Annotated in this window: 11 protein-coding genes, 2 tRNA genes and 1 riboswitch; of the genes, 8 read left to right on the top strand and 5 right to left on the bottom strand. The window is 75.0% G+C overall.

Annotated features, from left to right (window positions below):
• Positions 1-29 precede the first annotated feature (29 nt).
• Positions 30-641, bottom strand: a complete 612-nt coding sequence (locus tag ACRYR8_RS01205; RefSeq protein WP_432482249.1) for a CoA-binding protein — start codon at positions 639-641, stop codon at positions 30-32.
• Positions 638-1,897 carry an O-acetylhomoserine aminocarboxypropyltransferase/cysteine synthase family protein gene (locus ACRYR8_RS01200; RefSeq protein WP_432482351.1) on the bottom strand — a complete coding sequence of 420 codons (1,260 nt, stop codon included), beginning with the start codon at positions 1,895-1,897 and terminating at the stop codon, positions 638-640. Before ACRYR8_RS01200 ends, ACRYR8_RS01205 begins: the two co-directional genes overlap by 4 nt.
• Before the next feature lie 167 nt (positions 1,898-2,064).
• On the opposite strand from ACRYR8_RS01200, the gene dnaG reads away from it, so the two are divergent.
• From dnaG to ACRYR8_RS01165, 7 genes are all read left to right on the top strand, one after another.
• A complete protein-coding gene (dnaG, locus tag ACRYR8_RS01195) occupies positions 2,065-3,981 on the top strand; it encodes a DNA primase (RefSeq protein ID WP_432482248.1) in 1,917 nt (638 codons plus the stop codon).
• A gap of 81 nt (positions 3,982-4,062) precedes the next feature.
• Positions 4,063-4,135 (top strand) — tRNA-Asn (locus tag ACRYR8_RS01190).
• Positions 4,136-4,210: 75 nt separating this feature from the next.
• A complete protein-coding gene (locus ACRYR8_RS01185; protein ID WP_432482247.1) occupies positions 4,211-4,897 on the top strand; it encodes an HNH endonuclease family protein in 687 nt (228 codons plus the stop codon).
• 101 nt (positions 4,898-4,998) lie between these two features.
• Positions 4,999-5,085, top strand: a riboswitch (SAM riboswitch).
• Between the two features lie 7 nt (positions 5,086-5,092).
• Positions 5,093-5,512 carry a rhodanese-like domain-containing protein gene (locus tag ACRYR8_RS01180; protein ID WP_432482246.1) on the top strand — a complete coding sequence of 140 codons (420 nt, stop codon included), beginning with the start codon at positions 5,093-5,095 and terminating at the stop codon, positions 5,510-5,512.
• Complete coding sequence (locus tag ACRYR8_RS01175; protein WP_432482245.1) at positions 5,509-6,708, top strand: O-succinylhomoserine sulfhydrylase; 1,200 nt, start codon at positions 5,509-5,511, stop codon at positions 6,706-6,708. Before ACRYR8_RS01180 ends, ACRYR8_RS01175 begins: the two co-directional genes overlap by 4 nt.
• Positions 6,709-6,734: 26 nt before the next feature.
• Positions 6,735-7,967: a cobalamin-independent methionine synthase II family protein gene (locus ACRYR8_RS01170; protein WP_432482244.1), complete on the top strand. Its 1,233-nt coding sequence runs from the start codon at positions 6,735-6,737 to the stop codon at positions 7,965-7,967.
• 50 nt (positions 7,968-8,017) lie between these two features.
• A tRNA-Ile gene (locus ACRYR8_RS01165) sits at positions 8,018-8,091 on the top strand.
• 1,245 nt (positions 8,092-9,336) lie between these two features.
• On the opposite strand, the gene ACRYR8_RS01160 is transcribed toward ACRYR8_RS01165, so the two are convergent.
• Positions 9,337-10,200 carry a TolB family protein gene (locus tag ACRYR8_RS01160; protein ID WP_432482243.1) on the bottom strand — a complete coding sequence of 288 codons (864 nt, stop codon included), beginning with the start codon at positions 10,198-10,200 and terminating at the stop codon, positions 9,337-9,339.
• A gap of 346 nt (positions 10,201-10,546) precedes the next feature.
• Positions 10,547-11,848: a threonine ammonia-lyase IlvA gene (ilvA, locus tag ACRYR8_RS01155; protein ID WP_432482242.1), complete on the bottom strand. Its 1,302-nt coding sequence runs from the start codon at positions 11,846-11,848 to the stop codon at positions 10,547-10,549.
• Between the two features lie 95 nt (positions 11,849-11,943).
• Here ilvA and ACRYR8_RS01150 point away from each other — a divergent pair, with 95 nt between their 5' ends.
• On the top strand, positions 11,944-12,273 hold the full coding sequence (locus ACRYR8_RS01150) for a YnfA family protein (protein ID WP_432482350.1): 330 nt from the start codon (positions 11,944-11,946) through the stop codon (positions 12,271-12,273).
• 160 nt (positions 12,274-12,433) lie between these two features.
• Here the strand turns inward: ACRYR8_RS01150 and ACRYR8_RS01145 are convergent, their stop codons facing one another.
• Positions 12,434-13,099, bottom strand: coding sequence for a hypothetical protein (locus ACRYR8_RS01145; RefSeq protein ID WP_432482241.1), 666 nt, complete (start codon positions 13,097-13,099; stop codon positions 12,434-12,436).
• Positions 13,100-13,108: the final 9 nt, after the last annotated feature.

Below are 13,108 nucleotides of genomic sequence, written 5' to 3'. Positions count from 1 at the left end.
GTCCGCCCGGCCGGCCGGTCCGGGGACCCTCAGCGCGCCCGGCGCCGTGCGGAGATCACCCCGGTGTCGAAGCCCGCGAGGTGCAGCCCGCCGTGGAAGCGGGCGTGCTCGATCTTCAGGCAGCGGTTCACCACCACGGTCGTGCCCGCCTCGTGCCCGCGGCGGGCGACGTCCTCGTCGGCGAGGCCCAGCTGCAGCCACAGCACCGGCGCGCCCACCGCGAGGGTCTCGTCCAGCACGGCGCCCAGCTCGCTGGGACGGCGGAACACGTCGACGATGTCGGGCACGCCGGGCAGTTCCGCCAGCGACGGGTAGGCGGGCCGGCCCAGCACCTCCCGCTCGTTCGGGTTGACGAACCAGACCTCGAAGTCGGAGCTGGCCAGCAGGTAGGTGCCCACGAAGTACGACGCGCGCGACGGCTTGTTCGAGGCGCCCAGGATCGCCACCGTCCTGCTGCGGCGCAGGATCGACAGCCGCTGGCCCGGGGTGGGGGGCGTCCAGCCGCCGGCGTCGCGCACGGGCGGGGCGTCCTGCGCACCGGTGGCCGGTGCCGCGGGCGCAGCCGGGTCGGCAGCGAGGCTCCCGGTGTCGCCGACGGCACCCGCGGGGGCGGTGCCGCTGCCGGGGTCCGCGGCGCTCACCGCGACACCCCCGCCGTCGCGGCGGTCAGCGCCTGGTCCAGGTCCCACAGCACGTCCTCCACGTCCTCCAGCCCGACGCTGATGCGGATGAGGTCCTCCGGCACGCCCGCCGCCTCCAGCTGCGCGGCCGACAGCTGCTGGTGGGTGGTGGAGGCCGGGTGCAGCACGAGGGTGCGCGCGTCGCCGATGTTGGCCAGGTGCGAGCACAGCTGGCAGTTGTCGATGAACCGCTCGCCGGCTGCGCGACCGCCCACGACCCCGAACGAGAACACCGCGCCGGGGCCCTCCGGCAGGTAGTGCTGCGCGCGCTCGAAGTGGCGGTGGGAGGGCAGCCCGGAGTAGCGCACCCAGCTGACGCGCTCGTCGGCCTCGAGCCACTGCGCCACGCGGCGGGCGTTGGCGACGTGCTCGCGCATGCGCTGCGGCAGCGTCTCCACGCCCATCAGCAGCAGGAACGCCGAGTGCGGCGACAGGGTGGCGCCGACGTCGCGCAGCTGCTCGCTGCGCAGCTTGGTGAGGAACCCGTACTCGGCGAAGTTCCCCCACCACGACAGTCCGCCGTAGCTGGCCACCGGCTCGGTCATCGAGGGGAACCGGCCGTTGTCCCACGGGAAGGTGCCGGCGTCGACCACGACGCCGCCCAGCGTGGTGCCGTGCCCCCCGAGGAACTTCGTGGCGGAGTGGATGACGATGTCCGCGCCGTGCTCGATCGGCCGGCACAGGTAGGGCGTCGCGGTGGTGGCGTCGACGACCAGCGGGACGCCCGCCTCGTGCGCGACGTCGGCCAGGGCCCTGATGTCGGCGACCACCGTGGAGGGGTTGGCGACCAGCTCGGTGAACACGCACCGCGTGTTCTCGGTGATCGCGGCACGCACCGCGTCGGCTTCCGGCTCGACGAACACGGTGTCCACCCCGAAGCGGCGCAGCGTCACGTCCAGCTGGGTGACGGTGCCGCCGTAGAGGTTGTTCGAGGCGACGATCCGATCGCCGGCGCCGGCCAGGGCCGCGAAGGTGAGGAACTCCGCGGACTGCCCCGAGCTGCACGCCAGCGCACCCAGGCCGCCCTCCAGGGAGGCCATGCGCTCCTCCAGCGCCGCCACCGTCGGGTTCGAGATGCGGCTGTAGATGTTGCCGTACTTCTGCAGCGCGAAGAGGTTGGCCGCGTCGGCGGCGTCCTCGAACACGAAGCTGGTCGTCTGGAAGATCGGCACGGCCCGCGCGCCCGTCGTCGGCTCCGGCACCGCGCCGGCGTGCACGGCGCGGGTGCGGAAGCCCCACGCCCGGTCGCTGCCGCCGGCGGGCGCCCGCCCCTCCCGCTGCCCGTCCTGGTCCCGGTCCGGTCGATGGTCGCTGCTCACGGGGCCGATCCTGCCACCCGCGCCCGCGGGCCGGCCGTGTCCGGGTCCGCGCCTAGACTCGCCGCGTGGCAGGCCTGATCGACCCCGACGACCTGCGCGCGGTCAAGGAGCGCGTCCGCATCGACGAGGTGGTCGCCGAGCAGGTGACGCTGCGCCCCGGCGGGGTGGGCTCCTTCAAGGGCCTGTGCCCCTTCCACGAGGAGCGCACCCCCAGCTTCACCGTCCGCCCGGCCGTCGGCCGCTGGCACTGCTTCGGCTGCGGCGAGGGCGGCGACGTCATCGAGTTCGTCCGGCGCATCGACGGCACCACGTTCACCGAGGCCGTGGAGCGCCTCGCCGAGCGCGTCGGCGTGCAGCTGCGCTACGTCGACGACTCCGGCCGCCCGGGCCGCCGCCCGGCCGGCGCCGGGGGAGCGGGGCAGCGCCAGCGGCTGCTGGAGGCGCACAAGCTGGCGGAGGCCTTCTACGCCGAGCAGCTCGAGCAGCCCGGGCCCGCCGAGACGGCCCGCCGCTTCCTGGCCGAGCGCGGCTTCAGCCGCGAGGCGGCGGCCCGCTTCGGCGTCGGCTTCGCGCCCCCCGGCGGTGAGGCGCTGCTGCGCCGGCTGCGGGCGAAGGGCTTCACCGAGGAGGAGCTGACCACCTCGGGCCTGGCGGGGCAGGGCAGCCGGGGCCTGTACGACCGCTTCCGCGGCCGCCTGGTGTGGCCGATCCGCGACGTCAGCGGGCACACCGTCGCCTTCGGCGCCCGGCGCCTGTTCGACGACGACCGCATCGAGGCCAAGTACCTCAACTCCCCGGAGACGCCGGTCTACAAGAAGTCGCAGGCCCTGTACGGCCTGGACCTGGCCAAGCGCGACATCGCCCGCACCAAGCAGGTCGTCGTCGTGGAGGGCTACACCGACGTCATGGCGTGCCACCTGGCGGGGGTGACCACCGCGATCGCCACCTGCGGCACCGCCTTCGGCGAGGAGCACGCCCGCATGGTGCAGCGCATGCTCGGGGACGCCGCCGGCTCCGCGGAGGTCGTCTTCACCTTCGACGGCGACGCGGCGGGGCAGAAGGCGGCGCTGCGCGCCTTCGAGCTGGAGGAGCGCTTCGCGGCGCAGACGTACGTGGCCGTCGAGCCGTCGGGGCAGGACCCGTGCGACCTGCGGCTGTCCTCGGGTGACGCGGCCGTCGCGGCCCTGGTGGCCGGGCGGGTGCCGCTGTTCGAGTTCGCGATCCGCTCGACGATCTCCCGCTACGACCTCGACAGCGAGGCCGGCCGCCTGGCCGCGCTGGACGCGGCCGCCCCGATCGTCGCGACGATCCGCGACCGCGGTCTGCGGCAGCGCTACGCGGTCAACCTGGACCGCTGGACGGGCTTCCTCGACGAGCGCTTCGTGCTGGACCGGGTGCGCCGGCACGCCGGGGACGGGCACGGCGGCCGCGACGGGCACGGCGGGACGTCCCGCCGCAGCGGGACCGGCGAGCAGGCCGCCGCCCGCCCCGCCCCGCCGGCCCAGCGGGTCGACGACGTCGTCGAGCAGCTGGAGCGGCGGGTGCTGTCGTGCGCGCTGCAGGCGCCGTGGGTGGTCGCCGAGGACTTCGCCGAACTGCCCGCCGACGCCTTCACCGCACCCGTGCACCGCGCCGTGCACGACGCGGTCACCGCCGCGGGCGGTCCGCTGGAGGCGCCGCAGGGGCCGGCGTGGGTGGCGGCGGTGCTGGAGTACGCCGACGGCCCCGTCGCGGCGCTGGTGCAGGAGCTGGCCGTGACGGAGCTGCCCGTCAGCGACGAGGAGGAGCTGGAGCGCTGGGGCCGCTCGCTGGTGGCGGCGCTGGCCGGTCAAGCGGCCACCCGCGCGGTCGCCGACGCGCGGCGGCTCCTGCAGCGGCTGGACCCCTCGGCGCAGGCGCAGGAGTACCTGGCGGCCTCCTCGGAGCTGTTCCGCCTGGAGGCCGCCCGGCGGGCCTGGCAGGAGCGCGCGCAGGGGTCCTGACGGGGCCCGGCCCGTGACGCGGGCACCCGGGAGGGGCTGGTACGGTTGACGTGCTGTCGCCGGGGGTTCACCCGGCGGTGGTCCCGCATAGCTCAATTGGCAGAGCAGCCGGCTGTTAACCGGCAGGTTGTTGGTTCGAGTCCAACTGCGGGAGCTCCTCGAGGGGGCGTGCGCACGCACGCCCCCTTCGTCGTCCCCGGCTCCACGGGGACCCGTGGAGGAGGTGGCCGTGCCCGCTCGGCGCTCCAGCGCCCCCGCGGCGATCCTCGTGCCGCTGCTGCTGGTCGTGCTGGCCGTCGCGCTGTGGCGCGCGCTCGCCGGCGGCGCGCCCACCGGGACCGGCGCCGCGACCGGCGACGCGGCCGAGGCGCTGGCCGCGCTCGAGGTGCGTGCCGCCGCCCCCTCCACCGGTTACGAGCGCGAGCTGTTCGGCGACGGCTGGGTGGACGTGGACGCCGACGGCTGCCGCACCCGCGACGACGTCCTGCAGCGGGACCTGACCGGGGTCCGCCTGGGCGAGGACGGCTGCACGGTGCTGTCCGGCACGCTGGAGGACCCCTACTCCGGGGACGAGATCGCCTTCCGCCGCGGGCGGGGCACCAGCGACGACGTGCAGATCGATCACGTCGTCGCGCTCGCCGCCGCCTGGCGCACCGGCGCGCAGGAGCTCAGCGACGACGAGCGCGTCCGCTTCGCCAACGACCCCCTGGAACTGCTGGCCGTGGACGGGGCGCTGAACCAGTCCAAGGGCGACGACGACGCCTCCGAGTGGCTGCCGCCGGTGGGGGAGTGCGAGTACGTCGCCCGGCAGGTCGCCGTCAAGAGCGCGTGGGGGCTGTGGGTGACGCCCGCCGAGGGCGAGGCGATGGCCGACGTCCTCGCCGGCTGCCCCGGGCAGGAGCTGCCCGGTCCCTGAGACGGCCGGGCGGCCGCAGCCGCCCGGTGCGGACCGGTGGGGCCCGGTGCGGCGCACCGGCGAGGGGGCCCGCGCACCTCCGCCGATGCCCTACGCTGATCGGACCATCCAGAGCGGCCGAGAGACCTGGCTCGACGACGCCGCAGCAACCCCCCTCGGGAGGGTGCTCATGCCGGGACCGATGGGAGGGTTCTGTTGACCTACTCCGGCGACCTCACGGCGCGTGAGGCGTTCGAGCTGCTGCGCGACGACGGCGACGCCGTCCTCGTGGACGTCCGCACCGAGGCGGAGTGGACGTACGTCGGGGTGCCCGACACCGCCGAGCTGGGCAGGTCGCCGATCTTCGCCTCGTGGTTGCCGGTGGAGCAGGACGCGCCCGGTGCGAGGTTCCTCGCGGAGCTGGCGCGCGCGGGCGTCGAGCCGGGCCACCGCGGCCCGGTGGTGTTCCTGTGCCGCTCGGGCAAGCGGTCCGTCGCCGCCGCCGAGGCCGCCACGGCCGCCGGCATCGGCCCCAGCTACAACGTCCTCGACGGCTTCGAGGGAGACCTGGACGAGCACGGGCACCGCGGCGGCGCCGGCTGGCGCGCGCAGGGCCTGCCGTGGAGGCAGTCGTGAACGAGCAGCGACCGCGCCCCTGGCGCCCCGACACCACCGCCGTGCGCGGCGGCCTGGCCCGCTCGGGTTTCGAGGAGACCTCCGAGGCGATGTACCTGACGTCCGGGTACGTCTACGACTCCGCCGCTGCCGCCGAGGCCGCGTTCACCGGTGAGGTCGACCGCTACGTCTACTCCCGCTACGGGAACCCCACGGTCTCGGTGTTCACCGAGCGGCTGCGGCTGCTGGAGGGCGCCGAGGCGTGCTACGGACTGGCCAGCGGCATGTCCGCGGTGTTCTACGCCCTGGGGGCGTTGCTGGGTGCCGGCGACCGGGTCGTGGCCGCCCGCAGCCTGTTCGGCTCCTGCTACGTCATCCTCGACGAGATCCTGCCCCGCTGGGGCGTGACGACGGAGTTCGTCGACGGCGAGGACCTCGCGCAGTGGGAGCGGGCCCTGGCCACGCCCGCGCAGGCGGTGTTCTTCGAGACCCCGGCGAACCCCATGCAGACCCTCGTGGACATCGAGGCGGTCGCGGATCTCGCCCACGCGGCCGGCGCGGTCGTGGTGGTGGACAACGCCTTCGCCAGCCCGGTGGGCCAGCGGCCGCTGCAGTTCGGCGCCGACGTCGTCGTGTACTCCGCGACCAAGCACATCGACGGCCAGGGGCGCGTGATGGGCGGCGCCGTCCTGGGCACCGCGGAGTTCGTCGGGGGCCGCCTCCAGGAGCTGACCCGGCACACCGGGCCCACCCTGAGCCCGTTCAACGCGTGGACGCTCGCCAAGGGCCTGGAGACCCTCGGCCTGCGGGTGCGGCACTCCGCTGCCACCGCGCTGCGCATCGCCGAGCACCTCGAGGTCGGCCCCGGCGTGCGCTGGGTGCGCTACCCGCTGCTGCCCTCGCACCCGCAGTTCGACCTCGCGAAGCGCCAGATGGAACTGGGCGGCACCGTCGTCACGTTCGAGCTCGACGCCCCCGCCGGGCGGGGCAAGGAACGCGCCTTCGAGGTGCTCGACGCGCTGCGCACCATCGACATCTCCAACAACCTCGGTGACGCGAAGTCCCTCGCGACCCACCCCGCCACCACGACGCACCGCCGCCTCGGCGAGCAGGGTCGCGCCGCCATCGGCCTGTCCGACGGCGTGCTGCGGCTGTCGGTGGGCCTGGAGGACCCCGAGGACCTGCTCGACGACCTCGACCGCGCACTGCGCGGCTGACGACCGACCCCACGAACGGAGCACCCGTGACCAGCACGCCCCGCCGCATCGAGGTCAGCCACGCAGGCAGCCTCCCGCGCACCCCCGAGCTCATCGCCGCCAACGACGCCCGCGAGCTCGCCGAGGACGGCCTGACCCTCCAGCGCACCCCCGAGTTCGAGGCGCTGCTCACCGACGCCGTCGTCGACCTCGTGCGCCGCCAGCGCGACCTCGGCATCACGCTCGTCGGTGACGGCGAGTACGGCAAGGCCATGACGAGCACGGTGGACTACGGCGCCTGGTGGTCCTACTCCTTCCAGCGGGTGGCCGGCCTGGAGGTGACGGGCGAGGACATCTTCAGCCAGCCCACCGTGCGTTCCGAGCCGGGGAGGGTGCAGCTGACCAGCTTCCCGGACCGCCGCGACTGGCAGCTGTTCCACGAGGCCTACACCGACCCCACGTCGGGGATCTCGACGGGCAAGACCGCCACGGCCTTCCCCGCCACCACCGGCCCGCTGCGCTACGTGGGCCAGGAGGCCATCGCCTCCGACGTCGCCAACCTCGTCGCCGGCCTGGACGCGGCCGGGCTCGAGCGCAGCCAGGGGTTCATCACCTCCCTGTCGCCCGGCAGCGGCGCACGCATCTCCAACCGGTACTACGCCACCGACGAGGAGCACATCTGGGCCTGGGCGGAGGTGATGCGCGAGGAGTACCGCGCCGTCGTCGACGCCGGCCTGGTGCTGCAGATCGACGACCCCTCCATCGCGGAGAACTGGGACCAGATCAACCCCGAGCCCGGCGTGGAGGACTACCGCGCGTTCACGAAGGTCCGCGTCGAGGCCCTCAACCACGCCATCCGCGACCTGCCGGCCGAGCAGGTCCGCTTCCACCTGTGCTGGGGCAGCTGGCACGGCCCGCACACCACCGACATCGAGTTCCGGCACATCGCCGACCTCATGCTGGAGATCAACGCCGGTTCCTACTCGTTCGAGGCGGCCAACGTCCGCCACGAGCACGAGTGGAAGGTGTGGAAGGACCTGGGACTCCCGGCCGGCAAGAAGATCGTGCCCGGCGTCGTCGGCCACGCCACGAACGTGGTGGAGCACCCCGAGCTCGTCGCTGACCGCATCGAGCGGTTCGCCTCCGTCGTCGGCCCGGAGAACGTCATCGCCTCCACCGACTGCGGCCTCGGCGGCCGGATCCACCCGCAGATCGCCGTCGCCAAGCTCGCCGCGCTGAGCGAAGGGGCGCGGATCGCGAGCGAGCGCCTGTTCGGCTGAGGGGCGCGCGGCCGCACCGGGTAGTCTCCCCGTGCGGGGACGACCCGCACGGGGCGGTAGCTCAGCCGGTCAGAGCAGGGAACTCATAATTCCTCGGTCGTGGGTTCGAGCCCCACCCGCCCCACCTCGCGGACCTGCGACCGGTCGCCGCCGGTGCTGCTGGGGCGCAGCGCCCTCCGCGCGTGCGACGGCTTCGGCCCGGGGGGAGGCCTTGAGGGGGCAGGGGTTCGGCCCGTGCGGGCGCACCGGTGCTCACCGTCGGACGTGATCCCTGAGGCGCTCAGGGTCTGCGCCCCCACGTGGTCCCGCTGCACGACCACGTGCCGAGGCGCTCGGTGATGCGCCCGCTCGTCGTGGCGACCACGCGCTCGCCGGTGCTGATGCTGGTGAGGAACAGGTACTTCCCGTCCGGCGAGTACGTGAACCCCCGCTGGCGGTCAGGGGCATCACCTCGCGGTTCCTGCCGGTGTCGGCGTCGACGGTCTCGATGCGGGGACCCCCGCCGTACGCGATCCGCCCGCCGTCCGGCCGGTACACGGGGTGGCTCCGGTATCGGGCGGGGAGTGTCGAGGCGCCACCGGTGACCGCGAGGGTGCGAACACCGTCGGTGCTGCCGGATGCGATCCTGCCGCCCCCGGGGTCCCGGCTGGGTGAGTAGTCCCAGGCGTCGGGTGTGTTCGCGACGTTCCGCACGAGAGCACCCGTCTGGGGACTGGTGATCTCCACGTCCCCGTCGCGGGAGACGGCCAGCTGCTCGCCGTCGGGTGACCAGGACGTGCTGCTGGCCGGGGCGCCGATCGGGCGAGGCGGTGGCAGTCGACCACGTCCACGATGAACAGCTTCTCGCAGGCCTTGTCGTTGTGCCCGCTGATGGCGAGGTAGCGGCCGCTCGGCGAGAACGACGTGCTCCCGGGCCACGGCGCGATGTGGAAGGCGGTCCACTGCCCGTCGGCCGGTGCCCCCGACAGGCGGGGCGCGACGAGTTCGGGCCCTGGCCGACGTAGACCTTCGGGCCGTTCGGCCCCGGTAGCTGAGCCGCCGCCGGCGTGGACGTCAGAGCGACGGCGAGCGCCGCGCCGAGGGTGGCGAGGAGGGTGCGTTCGACGGTTCTCCCTTGATCGTCGGAGCAGGCGCGAGGCCGCTGCGGGCGGACCGGTCCGGAGCGGGAACGGCGGTCCGGGCCCAGGCCCAGGTCCGGGCCCGGGCACGGCCGGCGCTGCGCCCGTGCAGGTGGTGGCGCCCCCGGGCCTGCCGCGGAACGTGCACGCCCCCTGCTGCGGCCAGGAGCCCCCCGTGTCCGCTCGCGGGGGACCACGCGACGGTGCCGGTGGCGCGCTCGTCGGCGGCACGCCGGAACGGGGCCCGCCCGTCAGGGCTTGCGACCCCAGGCGAACGTCCAGCACCCCGAGTAGCCGTACCGCTCGACGACCCGACCGCTCGTGGTGACCACGACGCAGTCGTCCCCGGTGACGGCGCTGCGGAAGGCGAAGCGCGTGCCGTCGGGGGAGTAGGTCATGTTCCCGCCGGCGGTGATGGGCGTGACGCTCACACCGCCGCCGGTGACGGCGTCGGCGGTGGCGATGCGGCTGTCGGCCGTGCGGACGTAGGCGATGCGCTTGCCGCCCGGGTGGTAGTCCGGATCCGTGGCGTCACGCACGAGGACCTTCGAGGAGCCCCCCGTGGCGGCGACGGTGCGCACGACGCTCCGGCCGTCCTCGACGACGCCGTAGGCGATCCGTCCACCGCCGGGGTGCCAGGACAGCCCGGACTCCAGCGTGGAGGGGGTGTTCGTCAGCCGGCGGATCGTCGCGCCGGTCTGCGGGCTGACCACGTAGACGTCGCCACCGCGCGAGATCGCCAGCTGCTTGCCGTCCGGGGACCAGGCCAGGTCCCCGGCCGCAGCGCCGATCGCCCGCGGCGGGTAGCAGTTGACGGTGTCGACGACGTACAGGTTGGTGCCCATCTCCGGGTTCCAGCCGCTGAAGGCGTAGTAGCGCCCCGAGGCGGAGAACGCACCGCCCCCTTCCGGCATCTGGTCGAAGGGCGTCCAGTCGTCGTCGTGGTCGTACGGGTACCCGTTCAGGCACGGGGCGCGGAAGTCGGTGCCGTCCGAGATGGACGCGATCGGGCCGTTGGGCCCGGGGTGCTGGGCGGCCGCCCCGGTGGTTGTGCCCACCACCACCGCCGCCGCGGCTGCGGCGCCCGCGGCGAGGGTGGTCAGGAAGCGCTTCATCGGTCTCCCCTTCGTCGTCGGGGCGGCGGCACGGCACCACCGTCCCGAGGACCACGCTAGGAGTTCCCCGTGCGCCGCGAGGGGGGATCAGCGGTACGGGGTTGACACCCCTTCGGGGGGCGTCACCGCCACAGCCTCCCGTGCCACCTCAGACCCTTGAACAGGCGCACCGAGATGCGCCCCCGCGAGTCGACCGTCGCACGCCCGAACCGCTTGGAGAAGCTGACGCCGCGGTTCGAGGCGTTCAGCCGAACACCGCGACCGAGAGCCTTCGAGCGCCGGAAGAACAGACCCATGCCGCGGGAACGCACCCGCCCCCGTCCCGGTTCCGGAGGGGGGCGGCGCGTCAGAGCAGGTACCGGTACAGCGGCTCCGTCGCGGAGATCCGCTCGAAGGACGGGGGAGCGGCCGCCATCCGCTCCAGCAGCGCCGGCAGCTCCTCCTTCGAGGGGATCTCGATGCCCACCAGCGCCGGGCCGGTCTCCCGGTTGCTGCGCTTGACGTACTCGAACAGCGTGATGTCGTCGTCCGGGCCCAGCACCTCGTCGAGGAACCGGCGCAGCGCACCCGGCTCCTGCGGGAAGTCCACCAGGAAGTAGTGCTTGCGCCCCTCGTGCACGAGCGCCCGCTCCACGATCTCCGCGTACCGGCTGACGTCGTTGTTGCCGCCGGAGACCACGCACACCACGCTCTGACCCGGCTCCACGCTCAGCGCCTCCGCCAGCGCAGCCGTCGCCAGCGCCCCCGCCGGCTCGGCGATGATCCCGTCGGTCTGGTACATCGCCAGCATCTCCACGCAGATCGCGCCCTCGGGCACCGTCACCAGCTCCACCAGCTCCACCGGCGCCCCGGCGACCACGGCGTGCGTCACGTCCCCCACGCGCCGCACCGACGCGCCGTCGACGAAGGAGTCCAGCTGCTCCAGCCGCACCGGGCCCCCGGCGGCCAGCGCCGCCGCCATCGAGGGCGCCCCCGCCGGCTCCACCCCCACCACGCGCACCCCCGGGTGCCGCTCGCGCACCCACGTCAGCACACCGGCCAGCAGCCCCCCGCCGCCGACGGGCACCACCAGCACGTCCGGCGGCGCCTCGCCCAGCGCGGCCAGCTGCTCCACGACCTCCACGGCGACCGTGCCCTGCCCGGTCAGCGTGCGGGCGTCGTCGAAGGCGGGCACCACGGTCGCGCCGGTCTCGCGCGCCTCCTGCGCCGCGGCGGCCGCGGACTCGTCGTAGGTGTCGCCGAGCACGACGGTCTCCACGTACTCCTGGCCCAGCGCGGCGATCCGGTCGCGCTTCTGCCGCGGCGTGGTGCGCGGCACGTAGATGCGCCCGCGCACCCGCAGCGCCGCGCACGCGTACGCCACGCCCTGCGCGTGGTTGCCCGCGCTGGCCGTCACCACGCCGCGCGCCCGCTCCCCGTCGGTGAGCTGGGCGATGAGGTTGTGGGCGCCGCGCAGCTTGTAGGAGCGCACCACCTGCAGGTCCTCGCGCTTGAGCCGCACGTGCGCGCCGGTCGCCGCCGACCAGCGCGGGTTCGTCGCCAGAGGGGTGCGCGTGGCCACCCCGGCGAGGCGCCGGGCGGCCGCCTCGACCGCCGCGGCATCGGGCAGGGGCGTCGTCGCGGCCGGGTGCGGCACCTCTAGCGTCATGGGCCGATCCTCCCGCGAGCGCGCCGGTGCTCGCGACGAGGGGCCGGGGACGAGGGGTCGAGGGGGTGGCACCGGTGCTGGACGGGGCGCAGGACGTGGTGCGCACGGCGGTTCTCTTCGCCGCCGCCGCCCTGCTGGAGATCGGCGGCGCGTGGCTGGTGTGGCAGGGCGTGCGCGAGCACCGCGGCTGGTGGTGGTGCGGGCTGGGTGCGCTCGCGCTGGCCGGGTACGGGTTCGTCGCGGCCTTCCAGACCGAGGCGTCCTTCGGGCGGGTGCTCGCCGCCTACGGCGGCGTGTTCGTCGCCGGCTCGCTGCTGTGGGGCGTGGTGGCCGACGGCTTCCGGCCCGACCGGTGGGACCTGACGGGGGCGGCGGTGTGCCTGGTGGGGGCCGCGATCATCGTGCTGGCCCCGCGGGACCGCTGACCGCCCCGACCCCCGAGGGGGGTGGGGCGGCGCCGGACCGGGAAGCGCCTCACGGCGCATCGCCGCTCGTAGCGGCTCCAGTTGGGACCCGGGGCTTACCGCGGCCCGGCGCCTCGACCAGTGTAACGACGCACCCTGGGCCGGTGGCGAGCCGAGCGCGTCAGCCGAGCTCCCCGGCGCGCCAGCGGTGGGCCACGACCTCCAGCTGCTCGGCCGTGCGCAGCAGCCGCGCCGCCGAGCGCGTCAGCGCTGCCGCGGCGTCCTCGGGGTCGGCGTGGTGCTCGGTGCGGCGGGGCTCGTCGGCGTGGTGGGCACGCCCCACGGCGACGATCCGGCAGAACGCCGCAGCCCGCTCCAGGGTCACCGCGAAGTCGCCCTCGGCCACGCCGGTGAGGACCTGGTCGACGACCGCGGCGACCTCCGCGGGCCCCGGCGGGTCCGCCACCCCTGCCAGCACCTCCAGGACGGGCGCGTGCCGACGGCCCTCGGCGAACTGCTGCGCCACCGCCGCGGGGGAGCGCTGCACCCACGTGCGCAGCACGTACAACCGCCAGAGCGCACCCGCCAGGGAGTCCGCGGGGGCGTCCGCCCACAGCGAGGCGATCACCTCCAGGCCCTCCTCCTGCGCCAGCCGCACCACCCGCCGCGTGACCTCCGCGTCCTGCGCGGAGCGGGCGCCGTGCACCAGGGCGCTGGCGGCCGCGTGCGCGGCCTCCTGCACCGCGGAGGGGTCCACGCCGCCGGCCAGGGCGACGAGGGCGTCGTCCCCGGGCATCGCGGGGCGGTGGTGGCGGCGGGGCGGCTGCGCGCCGGGGACGTCGGGCACGGGGCGATG

This window comes from Kineococcus esterisolvens (assembly GCF_050871405.1).
Lineage (GTDB): Bacteria > Actinomycetota > Actinomycetes > Actinomycetales > Kineococcaceae > Kineococcus.
The sequence above is the reverse complement of the archived record's forward strand: the minus strand, read 5'-3'. Positions and strand labels throughout refer to the sequence as shown.